19 protein-coding genes are annotated in these 21,351 nt (G+C 49.0%); 15 read left to right on the plus strand and 4 right to left on the minus strand.

All coding sequences use genetic code 11. The annotated features are described in order from the left end of the window. Nucleotides 1-162 precede the first annotated feature (162 nt). The 4 genes from D5S11_RS00150 to D5S11_RS00165 all read left to right on the plus strand — a co-directional run bounded on the left by D5S11_RS00150 (nucleotide 163) and on the right by D5S11_RS00165 (nucleotide 6,401). A complete protein-coding gene (locus D5S11_RS00150; RefSeq protein ID WP_007407680.1) occupies nucleotides 163-1,449 on the plus strand; it encodes a Glu/Leu/Phe/Val family dehydrogenase in 1,287 nt (428 codons plus the stop codon). A gap of 207 nt (nucleotides 1,450-1,656) precedes the next feature. Next, entirely contained in the window at nucleotides 1,657-3,204 is a 1,548-nt protein-coding gene (gene pruA / locus D5S11_RS00155; protein ID WP_003150992.1) for an L-glutamate gamma-semialdehyde dehydrogenase, read from the plus strand. Between the two features lie 71 nt (nucleotides 3,205-3,275). Beyond that, on the plus strand, nucleotides 3,276-4,958 hold the full coding sequence (locus D5S11_RS00160; protein ID WP_007407678.1) for a M20 family metallopeptidase: 1,683 nt from the start codon (nucleotides 3,276-3,278) through the stop codon (nucleotides 4,956-4,958). 24 nt (nucleotides 4,959-4,982) lie between these two features. Beyond that, nucleotides 4,983-6,401, plus strand: a complete 1,419-nt coding sequence (locus D5S11_RS00165) for an amino acid permease (RefSeq protein WP_007407677.1) — start codon at nucleotides 4,983-4,985, stop codon at nucleotides 6,399-6,401. Nucleotides 6,402-6,433: 32 nt separating this feature from the next. On the opposite strand, the gene D5S11_RS00170 is transcribed toward D5S11_RS00165, so the two are convergent. After that, on the minus strand, nucleotides 6,434-7,636 hold the full coding sequence (locus tag D5S11_RS00170; RefSeq protein WP_039063797.1) for a multidrug effflux MFS transporter: 1,203 nt from the start codon (nucleotides 7,634-7,636) through the stop codon (nucleotides 6,434-6,436). 222 nt (nucleotides 7,637-7,858) lie between these two features. Between D5S11_RS00170 and D5S11_RS00175 the strand changes: the two genes are divergently transcribed. The 7 genes from D5S11_RS00175 to D5S11_RS00205 all read left to right on the plus strand — a co-directional run bounded on the left by D5S11_RS00175 (nucleotide 7,859) and on the right by D5S11_RS00205 (nucleotide 15,157). After that, complete coding sequence (locus D5S11_RS00175; RefSeq protein WP_108725258.1) at nucleotides 7,859-9,097, plus strand: MFS transporter; 1,239 nt, start codon at nucleotides 7,859-7,861, stop codon at nucleotides 9,095-9,097. A 161-nt stretch (nucleotides 9,098-9,258) separates the two neighbouring features. Continuing rightward, the gene (locus D5S11_RS00180; protein WP_015418458.1) at nucleotides 9,259-9,873 is read left to right on the plus strand and encodes a bacilysin biosynthesis protein BacA; all 615 of its coding nucleotides are present in this window, start codon (nucleotides 9,259-9,261) and stop codon (nucleotides 9,871-9,873) included. After that, entirely contained in the window at nucleotides 9,863-10,573 is a 711-nt protein-coding gene (gene bacB, locus D5S11_RS00185; protein WP_032869426.1) for a 3-((4R)-4-hydroxycyclohexa-1,5-dien-1-yl)-2-oxopropanoate isomerase, read from the plus strand. The genes D5S11_RS00180 and bacB overlap by 11 nt, the downstream gene beginning before the upstream one ends. Further along, entirely contained in the window at nucleotides 10,570-11,331 is a 762-nt protein-coding gene (bacC, locus tag D5S11_RS00190; RefSeq protein ID WP_020957990.1) for a dihydroanticapsin 7-dehydrogenase, read from the plus strand. Before bacB ends, bacC begins: the two co-directional genes overlap by 4 nt. A gap of 17 nt (nucleotides 11,332-11,348) precedes the next feature. After that, entirely contained in the window at nucleotides 11,349-12,767 is a 1,419-nt protein-coding gene (bacD, locus tag D5S11_RS00195) for an alanine--anticapsin ligase (protein WP_020957989.1), read from the plus strand. Beyond that, complete coding sequence (locus tag D5S11_RS00200; protein WP_007407671.1) at nucleotides 12,764-13,945, plus strand: bacilysin exporter BacE; 1,182 nt, start codon at nucleotides 12,764-12,766, stop codon at nucleotides 13,943-13,945. Before bacD ends, D5S11_RS00200 begins: the two co-directional genes overlap by 4 nt. 12 nt (nucleotides 13,946-13,957) lie before the next feature. Continuing rightward, complete coding sequence (locus tag D5S11_RS00205; RefSeq protein ID WP_020957988.1) at nucleotides 13,958-15,157, plus strand: transaminase BacF; 1,200 nt, start codon at nucleotides 13,958-13,960, stop codon at nucleotides 15,155-15,157. A gap of 16 nt (nucleotides 15,158-15,173) precedes the next feature. On the opposite strand, the gene bacG is transcribed toward D5S11_RS00205, so the two are convergent. Further along, nucleotides 15,174-15,953 (minus strand): NADPH-dependent reductase BacG, encoded by a 780-nt coding sequence (gene bacG, locus D5S11_RS00210; protein WP_020957987.1) that lies wholly within the window; start codon nucleotides 15,951-15,953, stop codon nucleotides 15,174-15,176. A gap of 119 nt (nucleotides 15,954-16,072) precedes the next feature. Further along, on the minus strand, nucleotides 16,073-16,837 hold the full coding sequence (hemQ, locus tag D5S11_RS00215; protein ID WP_003151011.1) for a hydrogen peroxide-dependent heme synthase: 765 nt from the start codon (nucleotides 16,835-16,837) through the stop codon (nucleotides 16,073-16,075). A gap of 261 nt (nucleotides 16,838-17,098) precedes the next feature. On the opposite strand from hemQ, the gene pta reads away from it, so the two are divergent. Beyond that, the gene (gene pta, locus D5S11_RS00220; protein WP_003151012.1) at nucleotides 17,099-18,070 is read left to right on the plus strand and encodes a phosphate acetyltransferase; all 972 of its coding nucleotides are present in this window, start codon (nucleotides 17,099-17,101) and stop codon (nucleotides 18,068-18,070) included. Between the two features lie 37 nt (nucleotides 18,071-18,107). Here the strand turns inward: pta and D5S11_RS00225 are convergent, their stop codons facing one another. After that, on the minus strand, nucleotides 18,108-19,085 hold the full coding sequence (locus D5S11_RS00225; protein ID WP_015240790.1) for a YeiH family protein: 978 nt from the start codon (nucleotides 19,083-19,085) through the stop codon (nucleotides 18,108-18,110). Nucleotides 19,086-19,200: 115 nt separating this feature from the next. On the opposite strand from D5S11_RS00225, the gene D5S11_RS00230 reads away from it, so the two are divergent. The 3 genes from D5S11_RS00230 to D5S11_RS00240 all read left to right on the plus strand — a co-directional run bounded on the left by D5S11_RS00230 (nucleotide 19,201) and on the right by D5S11_RS00240 (nucleotide 21,343). Then, entirely contained in the window at nucleotides 19,201-20,100 is a 900-nt protein-coding gene (locus D5S11_RS00230; protein WP_003151014.1) for a cysJI operon transcriptional regulator CysL, read from the plus strand. A 46-nt stretch (nucleotides 20,101-20,146) separates the two neighbouring features. Beyond that, nucleotides 20,147-21,010, plus strand: a complete 864-nt coding sequence (lipL, locus tag D5S11_RS00235) for an octanoyl-[GcvH]:protein N-octanoyltransferase (protein WP_007407665.1) — start codon at nucleotides 20,147-20,149, stop codon at nucleotides 21,008-21,010. Between the two features lie 153 nt (nucleotides 21,011-21,163). After that, nucleotides 21,164-21,343: a hypothetical protein gene (locus D5S11_RS00240; protein WP_003151018.1), complete on the plus strand. Its 180-nt coding sequence runs from the start codon at nucleotides 21,164-21,166 to the stop codon at nucleotides 21,341-21,343. Nucleotides 21,344-21,351: the final 8 nt, after the last annotated feature.

Here is a 21,351-nt window from a genome sequence, read left to right on the forward strand (position 1 = left end):
CCTCTTTTTTTTTATGCGCAAAAAACCTGGCATGAATCTTGCATATAAAAAAGGGCGTAACGACAATGTGAAAGGGATTGATGGGTTTTGGTGTAAAAGCGCTTACATTTTGTTCTGCCGGTAATTGAAGCTTACACGTAAAATACGATGAGGTGATAAAACATGTCAGCCAACCCGATTTCTAAAAGCAATCAGAAAGATGAAGAAAAAGAAGTTCTTAATTTGTTCTTGTCAACACAATCGATCATAAAAGAGGCCCTGCGAAAACTGGGGTACCCTGACAATATGTATGAACTGATGAAAGAGCCGATGCGGCTTTTAACCGTCCGCATCCCTGTCAAAATGGACAATGGCTCAGTACAGGTTTTCACGGGCTACCGCTCACAGCATAATGACGCAGTCGGCCCGACAAAAGGGGGCGTGCGGTTTCATCCGGAAGTCAGTGAAGAAGAGGTTAAGGCGCTTTCCATCTGGATGACTTTAAAATGCGGCATCACAAATCTTCCTTACGGGGGCGGAAAAGGCGGCATCATCTGTGATCCTCGGACGATGTCATTCGGAGAGCTGGAACGGCTGAGCCGCGGATATGTGCGTGCGATCAGCCAGATCGTCGGTCCGACAAAGGATATTCCGGCTCCCGACGTATATACCAACTCGCAGATTATGGCATGGATGATGGACGAATACAGCCGCCTGAGAGAATTTGATTCACCGGGATTCATTACGGGCAAACCGATTGTTCTCGGCGGTTCACAGGGGCGGGAGACGGCGACCGCGCAAGGCGTCACGATTTGTATTGAGGAAGCCGTTAAGAAAAAAGGGATTCCATTGGAAAATGCGCGGATCATCATTCAGGGGTTCGGAAATGCGGGGAGCTTTCTCGCTAAATTTATGCATGACGCCGGCGCCAAGGTGATCGGCATCTCAGACGCCCACGGCGCTTTGTATGACCCTGACGGCCTTGACATTGATTACCTGCTGGATAAGCGGGACAGCTTCGGCACGGTGACGAATCTCTTCTCGGATGTCATAACGAACAGGGAGCTGCTGGAAAAGGACTGTGATATTCTCGTGCCCGCCGCAATCTCCAATCAGATTACGGCTGAAAACGCCCATCACATTAAAGCTTCAATCATTGTGGAGGCGGCAAACGGCCCGACAACGATAGATGCCACGAAAATTCTGAATGAAAGAGGCGTGCTTCTCGTGCCGGATATTTTGGCAAGCGCCGGCGGCGTGACGGTGTCTTATTTTGAATGGGTGCAAAATAATCAAGGCTTTTACTGGTCTGAGGAGGAAGTCGCCGGAAAACTGCGCAGCGTCATGGTGAATTCGTTTGAATCCATTTATCAGACAGCGCATACCCACAAAGTCGATATGCGTTTGGCCGCCTATATGACGGGCATCAGAAAGTCGGCTGAAGCGGCCCGTTTCCGCGGCTGGGTATAAGTGTTATCCGCAAAGAGATTTTGCATCAGTTATATAGCGGATCGCAAAATTTCTTTGCGTTTTCAGATTACAGCTGACAGATTCGGACAAGCTTCGTCCGCTTTCGGCAAAGATTTTCTTATTTTTATCACAAATTGCTATGCTGGTATGCTTCTTGCATCTTCATAAAGCGTGAGCACACATTACAAAATACGGGGAGGAATTCTAATGACAGTTTCATACGCACACGAACCATTTACAAATTTTCAGGAAGAGACAAATAAACAATCGTTTCAGGAAGCGCTGGCTTATGTGAATTCACAGCTCGGCAAGCATTATCCGCTTATCATCAACGGTGAAGCGATTGAAACGGATAAAAAGATCATTTCCGTCAATCCGGCAGATAAAAAAGAAGTGATCGGTTCTGTATCGGCCGCCGGAAAAGAACTTGCGGAAAAGGCCATGCAGGCTGCGCTGCAGGCATTTCAAACATGGAAAAAAGTACGGCCGGAACACCGCGCGAATGTGCTGTTTAAAGCGGCGGCGATCATCCGCAGAAGAAAGCACGAATTCTCCGCGTATCTAGTGAAAGAAGCCGGAAAACCGTGGAAGGAAGCGGATGCGGATACGGCGGAAGCGATCGACTTTTTAGAGTATTACGCCCGTCAGATGCTGAAACTGAAAGACGGTTCCCCTGTAAAGAGCCGTGACGGAGAATATAATCAGTATCACTATGAGCCGCTTGGGGTGGGGATCGTCATCTCTCCATTCAACTTCCCGCTTGCGATTATGGCGGGAACGGCGGCGGCAGCCATCGTAACAGGCAACACGATACTGCTGAAACCGGCGGATGCGGCGCCTGTCGTGGCGGCGAAATTCGTTGAAGTGATGAAAGAAGCGGGCCTGCCGGACGGCGTGCTCCAATTCATACCGGGCGACGGAGGAGAAATCGGCGACTATCTGGTTGAGCATCCGAAGACGAGATTTGTGTCGTTTACAGGTTCCCGCGCGGTCGGATGCCGCATCTATGAACGCGCCGCAAAAGTACAGCCGGGCCAAAAGTGGCTGAAACGGGTCATTGCCGAAATGGGAGGGAAAGATACGGTGCTTGTAGACAGAGATGCTGATCTTGATCTTGCCGCTTCCTCAATCGTGTATTCCGCCTTCGGATTCTCAGGCCAAAAATGTTCAGCCGGTTCCCGTGCGGTCATCCATCAGGACGTCTATGATGAAGTTGTTGAAAAAGCCGTCGCTTTAACAAAATCACTCACCGTCGGAAGTCCGGAAGATTTTGATACATACATGGGGCCAGTCATCCACGAAGCATCTTATAATAAAGTCATGAGTTATATCGAAATCGGCAAAACAGAAGGAAAACTCCTGACGGGAGGCGAAGGTGATGATTCAAAAGGATACTTTATTCAGCCGACCATTTTTGCGGATGTTGATGAAAACGCCCGCCTGATGCAGGAGGAAATTTTCGGGCCGGTCGTCGCGATCTCAAAAGCCCGTGATTTCGACCATATGCTTGAGATTGCCAATAATACCGATTACGGACTGACGGGCGCTCTGTTATCGAAAACCCGCGCGCACATTGAACGCGCCCGCGAAGATTTTCACGTCGGGAATCTATACTTCAACCGCGGATGTACGGGAGCGATTGTCGGATACCAGCCGTTCGGCGGCTTCAATATGTCAGGAACCGATTCAAAAGCCGGAGGACCTGACTATCTGATTCTTCATATGCAGGCAAAAACAACGTCTGAAGCCTATTAATCTTTCGGAAATAGCGCGATGAAAAAGAGAGTCGCGCTATTTTCTCTATATGAGGGTAAGGAGGATGGAACATGTATCAGCAGCTCAGCAAAATGCTTCCGGAGGAGAAAATAGAAGCCATTACGAAATCACTGGTGGCGTTAAACAGCATCAACGGCACATTGGGAGAAGGAAAAAAAGCCGACTATATCAAAGATATGATCAAGAGCTTTCCCTACTTTCAGGAGAATCCGTCACATGTGTGGGAGCAGGCGATTCCTGAGGACCCTTACGGCCGCAAAAATATTTTTGCATTTATTGAGGGAAACGGCGAAAGCCTGAATACGGTCATTTATCACGCTCATCTTGATACGGTCGGCATCGAGGATTTCGGCCCTTTAAAAGATATCGCTTTTGATTCCGACCGTCTCGCGGAGTATTTCTCAAACTATGAATTTGATCGGGATGTGCAGCGGGACGCCCGCTCAGGCGAGTGGATGTTCGGAAGGGGTTCGGTTGATATGCAGAGCGGTATTGCCGTTCATCTCGCCAATCTGCTTCACTTTTCTGAACGGCGCGATCAGCTGCCGGGCCATATTCTGTTCATGGCAAACCCGGATGAAGAAAGCCAGCATTCCGGCATTTTAACCAGCATTTCTGAATTAAAACGGCTGAAACAAGAAAAGCAGCTTCGTTATTTAGCAGCGATTAATAACGATTTTATCACCCCGCTGTATGAGGGTGACACGACAAGGTACATCTACACGGGCGCGGCAGGGAAGCTTTTGCCTTGCTTTGCGATTTACGGGCGGGAGGTGCATGTCGGTGATACGCTGTCCGGCATCGACCCGAATTTGATCGCGTCAGAAATCACCAGAAGAATTCACAACAATATTCATATGGCGGAAAACATTGAAGGGGAGCTTGTGCTTCCGCCGACCTGCCTGTACCAGCGTGACAACAAGGAAGCGTATAACGTGCAGACCGCCGTCAGCAGCTATGTCTATTTTAATTATTTTATTTACGAGAAAACCGCCAAAGAAGTCATGGATCAGCTGACCGCCGTGGCTGACGAAGCCTGCAAAGAGACAGAACGAAAATTATCTGATTATTACGACGAATACTGTGAGAGAACGAGCCTGCCGAAAAAAGAGATGTCATGGAACGTTCAAGTGTACAGTCTGGAAGATTACCTGAAAAGGCTGAGAAGCCGCGGGATAGACCCTGCACAGTGTATCGGGCAGGCATTTAAAACATATGAACATCTTGAACTGCGGATGAGATGCTTTAAAGCCGTCGAGGAACTGCAAAAACTCGATCCTGAGCAGGGAGCCAAGGTCATTATTTTCTATGCGCCGCCTTACCTTCCGCACAATTATCTGAAAGAAGAGAGCACACGGGACCGGCTTTTGCAGCATGTCATTCAAGAAGCGGTCGATAAAACAGCGGCGTCAACCGGAGAAACATTCGCCTTTAAAAAGTTTTTCCCTTATTTAGCGGACGGAAGCTTTTTATCGCTGCATGAAACAGACGAGGAGGTCTCCGCCTTTACCGATAATTTTCCGGGCTGGGATGTCATCGGGACGATTCCTTTTAAAGAAATCAGGGAATTGAATATTCCGTCGGTCAATATAGGGGTATACGGAAAGGACGGCCATAAATGGACGGAACGCGTGTACAAGCCGTACACATTCCATGTGCTGCCGGAGCTCATTCAGCAGACAACAATGCACCTTTTGCACAGCTACCGATTAGACATACGCACAAATGGCTGACATAACGGAATAAGGGGGATGTATATGCAGGGAGATACCAATCAAACTGAATTGCAGCGCACGATGAAGGGCCGGCATTTGTTTATGATCGCCCTCGGCGGCGTGATCGGGACGGGGCTTTTTCTGGGCTCCGGTTTTACGATCAGTGAAGCGGGACCGATCGGCGCGATATTGGCTTATGTGATCGGCGGATTTTTAATGTATCTGGTGATGCTTTGTTTGGGGGAGCTCGCGGTCGCCATGCCGGTCGCAGGATCATTTCAAGCGTATGCGGCAAAGTTTCTCGGGCCGTCGACGGGTTTTACGATCGGATGGATGTACGCATTCAGCTGGGCCAATACAGTGGGGCTTGAACTGACGTCGGCGGGGATTTTAATGCAGCGGTGGTTTCCGGCCGTTCCGATTTGGGTGTGGTGCCTTGTATTCGGCGTCGTCATTTTTTCCATTAACGCGCTGTCTGCGCGGAGTTTTGCGGAAATGGAATTTTGGTTTTCCAGCATTAAGGTCATGGCCATTGTATTGTTTATTATTCTCGGCTGCGCTGCGGTATTCGGCTTTGTCGGTTTTAACGGCGGGCAGACGGCTCCGTATCTGTCAAACTTTACGACGGACAAAGGGCTTTTCCCGAACGGTGCCCAAGCCGTGCTGTTTACCCTTGTCATGGTGAATTTTTCATTCCAGGGCACCGAGCTGGTCGGAATCGCCTCGGGAGAAAGCGAAAATCCGGAAAAGACGCTTCCCCGCTCAATCCGAAACGTCATATGGCGGACGCTGTTTTTCTTCGTGCTGGCGATGTTTGTTCTCGTGTCCATTTTGCCGTACCAAACGGCAGGCGTCATCGAAAGCCCGTTTGTGGCTGTGCTGGATAAAATCGGCGTTCCCTATGCGGCTGATATCATGAACTTTGTCATTCTGACCGCCATGCTGTCGGTGGCGAATTCCGGGCTGTACGCTTCATCCAGAATGATGTGGTCCCTATCAAAAACTAAGATGGGCCCCGCTTCCTTAACGAAACTGACGAAAAAAGGCGTGCCTCTGAAAGCTCTTTCCATCACCATCGCTATCTCCGGTTTATCCCTGCTGACAAGTGTATTCGCGGCTGAAACGGTGTATGTATGGCTCATTTCCATCTCCGGTATGATTACCGTCGTCGCGTGGATGTCAATCTGCGCTTCACAATTCGTTTTCCGGAGACGCTTTCTCGCTGAAGGAGGAAATCTGAAAGACCTGGCATTTAAAACGCCGCTTTATCCGATCGTGCCGATTCTCGGATTTTCGATTTACGGGCTTATCTTAATCAGTCTCATCTTTATCCCCGACCAGCGTATCGGTCTGTACTGCGGCGTCCCGCTGATGATCATCTGTTACGCGTATTATCACTTCGGTATTAAAAAACGCCTGAAGCGTGAGCAGGCTTCTTCGGAAAAAGGCGCTGCCGGATAAGAAAAAAAGCCCTCCGCAAAAAGCGGCGGGCTTTACTTTGTTTTTCGTTTGGCCGACAGGACATAGGATAGAACGGCAAAGAACTCAAAACCGAAAATGCTGACGGCCATCGGCCAGGCATTTTCTTCTCCGGCAATACCGACCAGGGGAGCGGCAGCCGCACCGCCGATAAAGGGCAGGAGTCCGAGAAGAGCTGCAGCGCTTCCCGCGCCTTTCTCCTGTTTCTGCATAGCCAGAGAAAATCCCGTCGTCGTGACGATCCCGACAGAAGAAACAATGATGAATAATGAAATGCAGACCGCCGTCAGGCCTAAACCAAACGCAAGTGATAAAAGCAAAGCGATGCTTCCGATGACGGCGATCAACAGCCCGGAGACAAACAGCTTCCGTTCATCATGTGTTTTGGCCATCCGTCCGGTGATTTGGGTTGCGCATATGATTCCCGCACCGTTTACGGCGAACAGCAGGCTGAACATTTGCGCCGATACGCCGTAGATGTTTTGCAGTACAAACGGCGACCCGGCAATATATGCGAACATGCCGGTCATCACAAATGCCTGGCTGAGCGCAAATCCCATAAACATCCGGTCGCCAAGCAGGCCGCGAAACGTCATCAGCGTCTCCCGGAGTCCGCCGCTTGTCCGCTTTTCCGGCGGGAGTGATTCAGGCAACGCCGTAAGCACGGCGGCAGAAATGATACAGCCGATCACCGCCAGCACGACAAATACGATTTTCCAGCCGGCAAACTGAAGGATAAATCCCCCTGTAATCGGCGCTAAAATCGGTGCCGCCCCATTGACGAGCATCAGTAATGAGAAAAAAGCCGTCAATTCTTTTCCGGAATACATATCGCGTGCGGACGCCCGTGCGATGACGATTCCGGCCGCCCCGGTGAATCCTTGAATAAACCTCATGACAATTAAAAACGAAACAGAAGGGCTGAAGGCGCATAATAAAGAAGACAGCGTATAAAGCAGCAATGACAGAATGAGCGGCTTCCGGCGCCCGATCATATCACTGAGCGGCCCGACAACGATCTGCCCGACCGCCAGCCCCAAAAGACAAAACGTCAGGCTCAGCTGCGCAAGTGACGCTGTCGTATGAAGATCGGCCGCCACTTCAGGCAAAGCGGGCAGATACATATCGAGCGAAAGCGGCCCGAATGAAGCGAGCGTCCCGAGAATCAGTACCATGCCGAGGCCTGCGCGGGCGGCCTTTGAATCAGCGTTATTCATTTCATGACCCCCACCTTAACAAATGATTCTATCACTATAGCATAACCGGACGACGTATTTTATATCATTTGTTGAATACAAACTAAATATTTTATTTAAAATCTGAATGTAAATAAGAAAACAGAATTAGTTTTCATTTGAAATGTAAAATGAAACATAAGGATGCTAAACTATAAAACAACAAAAGGTAGAAAAGTTTTACGGAAGAGGTGTTCAAAGAGCATGAACAGCAAACAAACCGATCACATCGAAACGAAACGCCGATTTCCGATCTGTCTCGCGCTTGCTTTGACATTAGGCGTATTTGCCGCCGGTTCTGAAGAGCTGGTGATTTCTCCGCTGCTTCCGGATTTAGCGCGGGCATTCAGCTCGGATGTCAGTGTGCTGGCGCTTTCCATCAGTATTTACGGAGTGATGATTTTTATCGGTGCGCCGCTTCTCGTTCCGCTGGGCGATAAATATTCCCGGGAACTCAGCCTGATGGCGGGGCTGCTTATATTTACGGCCGGCACGGTGATCTGCGCGCTGGCGCACAATCTCTTTTTCTTCTTTCTGGGCAGGGCGCTTTCCGGGCTTGCGGCGGGTGCGTTTGTGCCGACAGCTTATGCGGTGGTCGGCGACCGTGTGCCTTATGCGTACCGCGGCAAGGTGATGGGTCTGATCGTGTCAAGCTGGTCGCTCGCTTTGATTTTCGGCGTTCCGATCGGCTCTTTTATCGGCGGCGTTTTAAATTGGCGGTGGACGTTTTGGATTTTCGCCCTCATGTCTGTCCTCGTTGCTTCGCTCATTTTCATTGAGGCGCGCCGCAGCACGGCGGATGGGGATAAAACAGAAGAGGAAAACGGCCGGCAGGCAGGCACTTTCCGGGATGCGCTGAAGGTGCCCCGTGTCCCTGTATACCTCACGATCACTTTTTGCAACATGATCGGTTTTTACGGCATGTATTCCTTTCTCGGCACATATCTTCACCGCGTGCTGCCGGGGGGGAATACAGCTTCAGGGCTGCTGATCATGGTGTACGGAATCGGTTTTTCCATGAGCGTGTTCACCGGAAAAATCGCAGATAAGGCGGGGAAAATGCGCTCTTTGATCGCGGCATTGGCCGTGATCAGCATATGGCTTTCCTGTCTCGCCTATGCGCCGTCATCAATGCCGTTTTTGGTTATCGGGTTATTCGTCTGGGGATTGATGCAAAGCCTGACGGTGACCTTGCTCAGCACCATTTTAAGTGATTGCTCACAGAGCCGCCGGGGCAAAATCATGGCATTTTACAGTCTGGCGTCCAATTTGGCCGTCACCTTGGGTTCTGCTGTCATGGGTCCGGTCTATGTCGGATACGGATATGCGGCTGTTGGATTTATCTGTGCGGCCGTCACCCTCATCGGCTTTGTCCTCAGCGTTTTCGCATACAGAAGGTATGGGAAATATGAGCATCAGGCCGACCAATCATTGTATCGGTAAAATAAAGTTTCTATAATTTTGTAAATGTTAATTTTTAGCACCCTATTTCATAGGGTGTTTTCTAATATATAGGAATAATTATCAATATTTTCAAATAATATTGACAGCTTGAACGTCTATGGATAATATTTACTTAAAATTTAACAGATTGGTTGGTGCTCATGATTATATTGGATAATAGCATTCAAACGAAAAGCAAGGCTTATTCAATATCTAAACTGATTACGATCAACACGCTCGGTCCTGAAGGGACAAGCAGTGAGTACGCAGCAAAAAACTTCATCACCAATTTTACCCTTCTCCAAGGGGTGAACAGTAAATTATCACTGCATGATACATTTGAATCGTGCATTGAAAAAACGCTTCAAAGTCCGCTGGAATACACAATTGTGCCTCACGCGTATGACGGCATTAAGCACTTCTACATGAGACCGGATCTGCAGCTTCTGCAAATTTTCAGGTGCGACACCCCGATGTACGGCCTGGCTGTCCGGCCCGGTTTTGAATATACGGATGACATGCTTGATCAGACTGTCATCGTATCCCACCCGTCTCCTATCAATTTGATTAAGTATTTTACCCGTAAAGATGTCACGTTTGATCTGGTGAACTCAACGAGCGCAGCCGCGAAAAGAGTGAAGGACGGTTTGTCCGACATCGCGCTGACAAATGAGCTGGCCAGACAAAAGTACGGCCTTCACTTTGTCAAAACATTTAAAAGCATTCCCATGAGCTGGTCATTATTCGGAAAAGGAGAGATTCATGATGAAAACTGAACAAGATTTGCAGGAACTTTATTTCCCGACGCCTAAATTAATAGAATGGGATAACGGAGTAAGACAATATTCGTCCGTCAGAGGAGATACGGAAGTTCTGCTTTCTTACGTTCCGCCGCATACAAACGTGGAACCGCATCAGCATAAGGAAGTCCAAATCGGCCTTGTCGTTTCCGGCGAGCTGTCCATGACTGTCGGAGATGTCACAAGAAAGATGACAGCGCTGGAATCAGCCTATATCGCGCCTCCTAATGTGCCTCACGGCGCAAGAAATGAGACGGATCAAGAAGTGATCGCCATTGATATTAAACGCCTGAAAGCCGGTGAAACCTACACAAGCCCTGAAGATTATTTTTTGAATATTTTTAAAACGAGAGACTTATTGCCCGGTATGGAAGTCACGTTCTTCGTGGAAGACTGGGTGGAAATCATGCTTGCCAACATTCCGGGCAACGGGGGAGAAATGCCGTTCCATAAACACCGCAATGAACAGATCGGCATCTGCATCGGCGGCGGCTATGATATGACCATTGAAGGCTGCAAAGTGGATATGACATTCGGCACAGCTTATTTCTGCGATCCGAGAGAAGATCACGGCGCCATCAACAGATTTGAAAAAGATTCAAAATCAGTCAATATCTTTTTCCCTCCGCGCTATAACAGAGCAAAAGCGAAAAAATTAGAGGCGGAAGAGTCATGAACCTGACGGATAAAACCGTCCTCATCACAGGGGGCGCATCAGGCATCGGTTATGCCGCGGTTCAGGCGTTTCTGAATCAGCAGGCGAATGTGGTCGTCGCGGATATTGATGAGGCGCAGGGAGAAGCGATGATCAGGAAAGAAAACAATGACAGGCTGCATTTTGTGCAGACGGATATTACAGATGAGCCGGCATGTCAAAACGCCATCCAGTCAGCGGCGGACAAGTTCGGCGGATTGGACGTGTTAATCAATAACGCCGGCATCGAAATTGTCGCCCCGATTCATGAGATGGAGCTGAGCGATTGGAACAAGGTGCTCAACGTCAATCTGACGGGCATGTTTCTTATGAGCAAGCACGCGCTCAAGTATATGCTCAAAAGCGGCAAGGGCAATATCATTAACACGTGCTCCGTCGGAGGAGTCGTTGCATGGCCCGACATTCCCGCATATAACGCCTCTAAAGGCGGCGTATTGCAGCTGACGCGTTCGATGGCTGTCGATTACGCCAAACACAACATCCGCGTCAATTGCGTGTGCCCGGGAATCATTGACACACCTTTGAATGAAAAGTCGTTCCTTGAAAACAACGAAGGCACGCTTGAAGAAATCAAAAAAGAAAAAGCGAAAGTCAATCCGCTGCTGAGACTCGGCAAGCCTGAAGAAATAGCGAACGTCATGCTGTTTCTCGCGTCGGATTTATCAAGCTATATGACCGGAAGCGCGATCACCGCAGACGGTGGATACACCGCACAATAGAGAAGGAGTGTTTACATATGGAGAGAAAAACAGTATTGGTTATCGCTGACCTTGGGGGATGCCCGCCGCATATGTTTTACAAAAGCGCAGCCGAAAAATACAACCTCGTCAGCTTTATTCCAAGGCCTTTTGCAATTACAGCCTCTCATGCGGCATTAATTGAAAAATACTCGGTCGCGGTCATAAAAGATAAAGACTATTTTAAGAGTCTGGCTGATTTTGAGCATCCCGATTCGATTTACTGGGCTCATGAAGATCATGACAAACCTGAGGAAGAAGTAGTCGAAGAAATCGTCAAGGTGGCCGGCATGTTCGCGGTTGACGCCATTACGACCAACAATGAACTGTTTATCGCTCCGATGGCAAAAGCGTGTGAACGTCTCGGCCTGCGGGGAGCGGGCGTACAGGCCGCTGAAAATGCCAGAGATAAAAACAAAATGAGAGCCGCTTTCAACCGGGCCGGCGTCAAGTCTATCAAAAACAAACGGGTGACGACGCTGGAAGATTTCCGCGCCGCGCTTCAGGAAATCGGAACGCCGCTCATTCTAAAGCCTACATATCTGGCGAGCTCCATCGGCGTGACGCTCATCAAAGAGAGGGAAACGGCAGAAGCCGAATTTAACAGAGTCAATGAATACCTGAAGTCGATTAACGTACCGAAAGCGGTCACGTTTGAAGCGCCGTTTATCGCGGAAGAATTTTTGCAGGGCGAGTATGACGACTGGTACGAAACAAGCGGTTATTCCGACTATATCAGCATAGAAGGCATCATGGCCGACGGAGAATACTTCCCTGTCGCAATTCATGATAAAACACCGCAAATCGGATTCACGGAGACATCGCATATTACGCCGTCCATCCTGGATGATGACGCGAAGCGGAAAATCGTCGAAGCAGCCAAAAAGGCGAATGAAGGACTCGGCCTCGAAAACTGCGCAACACATACAGAGATTAAATTAATGAAAAACCGGGAAGCCGGACTGATTGAATCAGCGGCACGATTTGCGGGCTGGAACATGATTCCGAATATTAAAAAGGTCTTCGGCGTCGATATGGCGCAGCTGTTATTGGATGTTCTCTGTTTCGGAAAAGAAGCCGATCTGCCGAAAGGATTATTGGAGCAGGAGCCATGCTATGTCGCCGACTGCCACTTGTATCCTCAGCATTTCAAAGAAAACGGCCAGCTGCCTGAGACGGCTGTCGATTTCGTCATTGAAAGCATTGACATTCCCGGCGGCGTCTTAAAGGGAGACACCGAAATCGTTTCTTTCTCGGCGGCCGAGGCGGGTACATCCGTGGATCTGCGGCTGTTCGAAGCGTTCAACAGCATTGCGGCGTTCGAGCTGAAAGGAAGCAATTCGGGTGACGTGGCCGAATCAATCAAACAAATTCAGCAGCAGGCGAAGCTGACTGCAAAGTATGCGTTACCGGTATGAAACAGCTGAAACCGAACTCTAAGTATTTGCTTTTCGGGCAGGCGCTTTCGTTTATGGGAGACTATTGCGTTCTCCCGGCTCTGCTCATTTTGTCTACATACTATCACGACTACTGGGTGACGTCCGGCGTCATCGCGGTCCGCAGTATTCCGATGGTGTTTCAGCCGTTTTTAGGCGTGCTCGTGGACCGGCTCGACAGGGTGAAAATCATGCTGTGGACGGATGTGATCAGAGGCGTCATCTTTTTGGGGCTGACATTTCTCCCGAAAGGCGAATATCCGCTGCTTTTTCTGGCGCTGCTGTTTGTTTCTTACGGAAGCGGCGTGTTTTTTAACCCGGCACGTCTCGCGGTCATGTCGTCTTTAGAAGCGGATATTAAAAATATCAACACTTTGTTTGCAAAAGCCACGACGATTTCGATTATTGTCGGCGCTGCAGCCGGCGGACTTTTTCTGTTAGGCGGTTCTGTGGAGCTTGCCGTCGCGTTTAACGGGGTGACCTATCTTGTCTCCGCGTTTTTCATCAGCCGCATTAAGCTTCAATACGTGCCGATTCAGTCAGAAAACGTAAGGGAAGCTTTTCAGTCGTTTAAAGAAGGCCTGAAGGAAATCAAAACAAATGCTTTTGTGTTAAACGCCATGTTCACGATGATTACGATGGCGCTTTTGTGGGGTGTCGTCTACAGCTATTTCCCGATTGTCAGCCGCTTTTTAGGCGACGGGGAAATCGGCAATTTCATCCTGACGTTCTGCATCGGCTTCGGCGGCTTTATCGGCGCCGCTCTTGTCAGCAAATGGGGCTTTAACAACAATAAAGGGCTGATGTATTTTACAGTGTTATCGATCGTCTCGCTTGCGCTGTTTTTGTTTACCCCGATTTTCGCCGTGTCAGTCATTGCCGCTATTCTTTTCTTTATCGCAATGGAATACGGTGAAGTGCTGGCGAAGGTCAAAGTTCAGGAGAACGCGGCGAACCAGATTCAGGGCCGGATCTTTTCGGTGGCGGAGGCGTCCATCGGATTGTGCATCGCTGTCGGTTCCATGCTGATCAATATTGTAGACGCGGCAGTCATCATGGCGTTTATCGTCCTTTTGGTCAGCGGGCTGTTTCTGCATACAAAACTGGTCAATAAATCCTTTTCAGAACGGAATAACGAATCAGAGCAAATTCATTTATAAGGAGCCTTTCAGATGGAAATCATACCGTCCGACGTCATCAAGACACTTCCGAAACAGGAATTTTCGCTCGTTTTTCAAAAGGTAAAAGAGATGGAGAAAACGGGAGCTCAGATCATTAACCTCGGGCAGGGGAATCCCGATCTCCCCACACCGCCGCATATCGTTGAAACATTGCGGGAGGCTGCGCTGAATCCTTCGTATCACGGATACGGCCCGTTCAGAGGCTATCCGTTTCTGAAAGAAGCCATCGCGGAATTTTATGAGAGAGAGTACGGGGTATCGGTCAATCCGGAGACAGAAGTCGCGCTGTTCGGCGGAGGGAAAGCTGGTTTGTACGTTTTGACGCAATGCCTGCTGAATCCCGGCGATATCGCCTTAGTCCCGAACCCCGGCTACCCTGAGTATTTATCGGGAATTACAATGGCCAGAGCGGAGCTGCATGAGATGCCGCTTCATCCGGAAAACGGCTATTTGCCGGATTTTGAGCGGATTGATCCCGCCGTCCTGAAAAAAGCCAAGCTGATGTTTTTGAATTACCCGAATAACCCGACTGGCGCGACTGCGGATCAGGCGTTTTATGAAAAAGCGGCAGCGTTTGCAAAAAAACATGACATCCACCTTATTCACGATTTTGCATACGGCGCGTTCGAATTTGATCAGAACCCGGCCAGCTTTCTTCAGGCGAAAGAAGCGAAAACGGTCGGCGCGGAGCTTTATTCATTTTCGAAAACCTTCAATATGGCAGGCTGGAGAATGGCATTTGCCGTGGGGAATGAGAAAATCATTCAGGCGGTCAATGAGTTTCAGGATCACGTCTTCGTCGGCATGTTCGGCGGTCTTCAGCAGGCGGCAGCGGCGGCGCTGTCAGGAAGTCCTGAGCATACGGAGCGTCTGAAGCGCACATATAAAGAACGGATTGACTTTTTCACGGCGTTATGTGAAAAGGAATTAGGCTGGAGCATTGAAAAACCGAAAGGGACTTTTTATGTATGGGCTGAAATTCCGAATGAATTCGAGTCTTCACACCAGTTTTCGGACTATCTGCTGGAGCATGCCCATGTTGTCGTGACGCCCGGCGAGATTTTCGGCAGCGGCGGAAAGCGTTATGTCAGAATATCAATGGTGGCAAAACAGGGTGATTTAAGGGAATTCGTGCTGCGGATTCAAAAGCTCGGTTTGTCCTTTCCTTCATTACAAGAAACATCCCGCTGAGAGCGGGATGTTTTTATTATATGCTTTTCATGCTGCCGCCGTCGGCTGACACTTGCTGTCCGGTAATATAGGAGGCTTCTTCAGAGGCAAGAAAGGCAGCCAGCGCCGCGGTTTCTTCCGGAGTTCCGACACGCTTCATCGGGACGCCTGATGCAATCCGTTCTTCCGCTTCCGCTTTAGAAATGCCGTTTTGCTTCATGACATTCTTCACGAATTGGTGATAACGGTCTGTGGCGATAAACCCGGGATTCAGACAGTTGACAGTAATGTGAAAAGGCGCAAGCTGAATGGCGATGTTTTTGCTGGCATTAATTAAAGCGGCGTTCATCATGCTGTTGGTAAACATATTGGCGCCGGGTTCTTTCCATAGGTTTCCGACGATATTAATGATTCTGCCGAATTCGTGCTGTTTCATGATTGCTGCGGCCGTTTTCATAGAGTCGATATAAGCGATTGTTTTATTCGTAAAGGTATTTGTCATATCCTCTATATCGCAGTTTTCAAAGGTATCCGGCGAGCCGCCCGGAATGTTGTTGATCAATACATCAAGCCGTCCGCATTGTGATCTGATCTCTTCAAAAATGCCGGCTCTTGTCTTCTGATCCGACATATCCCCGGCCAGAACGGTGACGCCCGCATCCGGATGTTTGGCGAGGATCTCTTCTTTTACCGATTCGATATTTTCGGGAACTCGAGAATTAATGACGGTATGAAAGCCATTGTCCGCCAGTTTCAGAGCGATCGCTTTGCCGATCCCCTGACTGGCTCCCATAATAAACGCGGTTCGTTTTGACAACTGTCTGCACCCCTTTACCAAAATGGAATCTCCTTTACATCGTAAAAAAAAATGATAAAAATAGCAAATTTTATTTAAATTCTGACAAAGGAAAAACCCGCCGGACAGGCGGGTGGTTGTTACACGTGCAAAAACTTCGGAAGCGTGTCAAGAGACAAGCGGTTTCCGACAAAAAATGAACCGAATTCGCCGTAGCGCGCGCTGACTTCATCAAAGCGCATTTCGTAAACAAGTTTTTTGAACTGAAGCACATCATCGCTGAAGAGCGTGACGCCCCATTCGTAATCGTCAAAACCGACAGATCCCGTGATAATCTGTTTGACTTTGCCGGCATAGCTCCGTCCGATCAAGCCGTGGCTTCTCATCAGGTTTCTGCGTTCATCCATAGAAAGCATGTACCAGTTGTCATTGCCGCTTCTTCTTTTATCCATCGGATAGAAGCAGACGTATTTCGCTTCGGGCAGCTCAGGATACAGGCGGGCGCGGACATGCGGATTTTCATACGGATCGCCTTCTCCGCTTGCGAGGTAGTTGCTCAGCTCAACCACGGACACGTAAGAATAAGCCGGGATTGTAAATTCAGCAAGCTTTGATTTGTTAAATTCAAGCTCGATTTCGTTCAGCTCTTCCATTGTCGGGCGAAGAATCATCAGCATAAAATCAGCTTTCTGTCCGACGATGCTGTAGATGGTTTGCGAGCCTTTGCCTTCTTTTTGGGCGACACCCCATTTTTCAAGCAGTCCCGTAAATTCGTGAATAATCGACAGGCGCTCATCGCTGGATAACATCTTCCATGACGTCCAGTCCATTGTGCGGAAATCGTGAAGCGCGTACCAGCCGTCAAGCGTTTGGGCGGCTTCGTTCGTTTTTTGCTGCTCACTCATGTATCTTCACTCCTATATCTTTTCATTACATTGATGCCTTCACTATATCACAGTTTAACCGTTTCGGCTGTGGAGAAACCTTGAATAATCCGAAGCCTTGTGTCAGAAACTATGCCGTGAACAAACGGTCAATTAAATTAGTTAGAAAAATAAGATTTCTTTTTGAAAGCGCTATAATAGAAGTTGGTTATTTGAATTTAGCTGGAAGAAGAGTATGCTGTAAAAGTAAGCGTTTTTTGTCAACATAGAGGAGGGTATATCGTGGCAGATTTATTTACAAAAGTACAAGAAAAAGTCGCAGGAAAAGATGTGAAAATCGTATTTCCTGAAGGGTTGGACGAACGTATCCTGGTTGCGGTCAACAACTTGGCGGGCAACAAGGTATTAAAGCCGATCGTAGTCGGCAATAAAGAAGACATTCAAGCAAAAGCGAAAGAATTAAATCTTACGCTTGACGGCGTGGACATTTTTGACCCGCATACATATGAAGGCATGGAAGAACTCGTTCAGGCTTTCGTAGAACGCCGCAAAGGCAAAGCGACGGAAGAACAGGCCCGCAAAGCTTTGCTGGACGAAAACTATTTCGGCACGATGCTTGTGTACAAAGGTCTCGCAGACGGACTTGTCAGCGGAGCTGCACATTCTACTGCTGATACGGTGCGCCCTGCACTGCAAATCATCAAAACAAAAGAAGGCGTGAAAAAAACATCAGGCGTCTTCATCATGGCCCGCGGTGACGAGCAGTATGTGTTCGCTGATTGCGCGATCAACATTGCTCCTGACAGCCAGGACCTTGCCGAAATCGCCATTGAAAGCGCCAATACGGCTCAAATGTTTGACATTGACCCGCGCGTTGCCATGCTCAGCTTCTCTACAAAAGGATCGGCGAAATCAGACGAGACGGACAAAGTGGCTGAAGCGGTGAAAATTGCGAAGGAAAAAGCGCCTGAGCTTACGCTTGACGGCGAATTCCAATTCGACGCTGCATTTGTGCCGTCTGTCGCGGAGAAAAAAGCGCCGGACTCCGACATTAAAGGAGACGCGAATGTATTTGTATTCCCAAGCCTTGAAGCAGGAAACATCGGCTACAAAATCGCTCAGCGCTTAGGCGGCTTTGAAGCGGTCGGACCGATTCTGCAAGGATTGAATATGCCTGTAAACGATCTTTCCAGAGGATGTAATGCGGAAGACGTCTACAATCTTGCGTTAATTACGGCTGCTCAAGCGCTGTAATCCGCAAAAGCCGGCCTTTACGAGGGCCGGCATTTTTTTATAGAAAGAACGTCACTGCGGCCCAGCCGAACAGGGACAAACAGAGAGAACCGATCAAGCCTGCTGCGAGCGCCCGCCAGCCGTTATGACGAAACGCCGATATATGGACTTTCAAACCGAGACCCGCCATCGCCATGCCGATTAAAACATAAGACACTTGAACAAGAAACGCGGAAAACGAGGCTGAAATAACGCCTGATGTATGGATGGCGCTCATTCCGAGAAATCCGAAGATAAACCAAGGGATGGGGAGCGAAGCGGCAGAAGCCGTCTTTGACTTTCCGCTGCGGCGCGCCCGCATTCCGAGCATGAATGCGGCCGGGACGAGCAGCGCGACCCGGGTCAGTTTGACGATCACCGCCATCTCGACGGCTGCTTTTCCTCCGGCGCTGCCGGCCGCCGCCGCATGCGCCACCTCGTGAAGCGTTGCCCCGCAAAAGGCTCCGTAAGCCGCAGGAGAAAAGCCCAATCCATGATAAGCAAGAGAATATACAACAGTAAAAACGGTTCCTAATAACGAAACGGCGGCCGCGCTGATGGCGGCTGCATTTTCATTTGATCTGATCTGCGGCGCGATCGCGGCAATGGCAGCCGCCCCGCAGATCGCTGTGCCGCAGGCTGTCAGCGTGCTGAGTGTCTGATCTATACGGAACAGCCGGGACAGTCCGTATACAACGGCACCCGCAAACATCATACAGCAGACGGCAATTGCAAATACGTGCCAGCCCGCATGATAGATATCCGCCAGATTCAGTCTCATGCCAAGCAGGATGATGCCTGCTTTCAGCAAGTATTTGCTTGAGAACGCGATCCCCGGCTCTAATGCCGCCCGCTGTCCGAATACGGCGCGCCAGAGCATGCCGATCAGCATTGCAAGGACAAGCATTCCGAGCATTTGCAAAAACGGCAGGCGGCTGACATAGAAAGCCGCAAACGCAATTCCTGCGGTAACTGAAACACCTTTTACCATCTTCATCTCAGTCACTTCCCATTATCTTGATAACTCCACTTTACTGCGGTCTTAATCATTAGTAAAATATATTTATATGATCTAAACGATTAGGAAAAATAATGATTAGGGGCGATGCTTTTTGTATTATGGGGAACTGAAAACATTCATTGCCGTCGTGGAAGAAAAAAACTTTACAAAGGCGGCGCAGAAGCTGATGATTTCTCAGCCGAGCGTCAGCCTTCACATTAAAAACCTGGAGAAAGAATTTCAAACCGCCTTGCTGAACCGCTCTCCGAAGCACTTTACGACTACGCCGACGGGGGACATTCTCTATCAGCGCGCCAAGCAGATGGTCTTTTTGTACGAACAGGCGAAATCCGAAATTTACGCCCATCATCATTATGTCAAAGGGAAGCTCAAAATCGCCGCGAGCTTTACCATCGGCGAATATATTCTGCCGCCGCTTCTCGCAAAGCTTCATGACGAGTATCCCGAGCTGAACCTGGACGTCATGATCGGAAACACGGAGGAGGTCAGCGAAGCGGTTCGGATGCTTCAAGCCGATATCGGATTAATTGAAGGGCATACGGGGAAAAACGAGCTGGACATTCAGCCGTTTATGGAGGATGAATTGTGCATTGCCGCACCGAACGGACACCCGCTCGCCGGCAGAAAAAACATCCCGGCTGCCGAATTGCAAAATCAAGCGTGGGTGACGAGGGAGAAGGGTTCGGGAACGAGGGAATATTTAGACCACGTCCTTCAATCAAACGGACTGCGGCCGAAATCCATGATGACGATCAGCAGCAACCAGGGCGTCAAAGAAGCCGTGATCAGCGGAATGGGTCTTTCCGTTCTGTCAAAAAGCGTGCTGCAAAAGGATCTGCTTCACGGCAGCATTTCCGTGCTTGAGATAAAAGGATTCTCCTTAAAACGGAAACTGTCTATCATCCAATCTTCCATTATGGAGAACACAAAAAACAAAGAAATCTTCATCGCTCTATTGAAAAGCCAATTTCAATCATCACAAGCGGAGTGATATAATAAATGCATGGAAAGCCTATGACGAAAGGGATTTAAAATAGATGGGAAAGCAACCGATTGATTTACTGATGCAGCCGAGCTGGAGAATCATTGACCAATCCAGCCTCGGCCCTTATTTTGATGCGAAGCAGTCATTCGCAATGGATGATACGTTGTGCGCCTCCGTAGGCAAAGGGGAATCGCCTGCGACGGCACGCTCTTGGGTGCACCACCGGACGATCGTGCTCGGCATTCAGGACACGCGCCTGCCGTTTTTAGAGGACGGCGTGAAATTGCTGGAGGACGAAGGCTATCGTGTCATTGTCCGCAATTCCGGAGGCCTCGCCGTCGTACTGGACGAAGGCGTATTGAATATCTCGCTTATTTTTGAAGACGAGAAAAAAGGCATCGACATCGACAGAGGCTACGAGGCGATGACAGAGCTGGTGCGGCGGATGCTGCGTCCGCACCATGCCGAAATTGAAGCATATGAAATTAAAGGATCGTACTGTCCGGGCAGCTATGATCTCAGCATCGGCGGCCGAAAATTCGCGGGAATCTCACAAAGACGCCTGCGGGGCGGAACCGCGGTTCAGATTTACCTCTGCGCCGATAAAAGCGGAAGCGAACGCGCCGATCTGATCAGACGTTTCTATCAAGCCGCTTTAAAAGACAAAAGCAACGATACAAAAGGCGTATATCCCGATATCCGGCCCGAAACGATGGCTTCATTAAGCGAATTGCTGCAAACGGACATTACCGTGCAGGACTTAATGCTGGCGCTTTTGACTGAACTGAAGGAACTCAGCGGACGCCTGTATGCAGCCGGATTATCGCCGGAAGAGGAAATGGTATTTGAAAAAAATCTGACCCGAATGCTGGAACGGAATGAGAAGGTGTTCGGCACGCAGGAAAGCTTGGACTAAGTCCGGGCTTTTTTTGTTTTTGGTAATTATATACTATTTAGTTATAGTGAAAAAAGAAGTGTTATATGAAAACTAGTTTACATTATATACCTTATTTGATTAATATATTTATGTAGGTTCCAAATAATTCTATAAACTAAAGGAGATGGAGATATGAACTTTAAAAAAATAAAAGAAGAAAAAAGAATCACGATCCCGACACATTTGTTAGCCGGAGATGCGGAACAATCAGGCAATTCTTTCGCTTGGAGCGGCTGGGTGCTTGTAGTGCCGAGCCAAGAAGACAATCAAAACCCGAATTTGAATTTCTCTGATTTAGCCGCTCAAAAGTAGGATAATCA

The sequence above is a fragment of the Bacillus sp. L75 genome (genome assembly GCF_003676355.1).
GTDB lineage: Bacteria > Bacillota > Bacilli > Bacillales > Bacillaceae > Bacillus > Bacillus velezensis.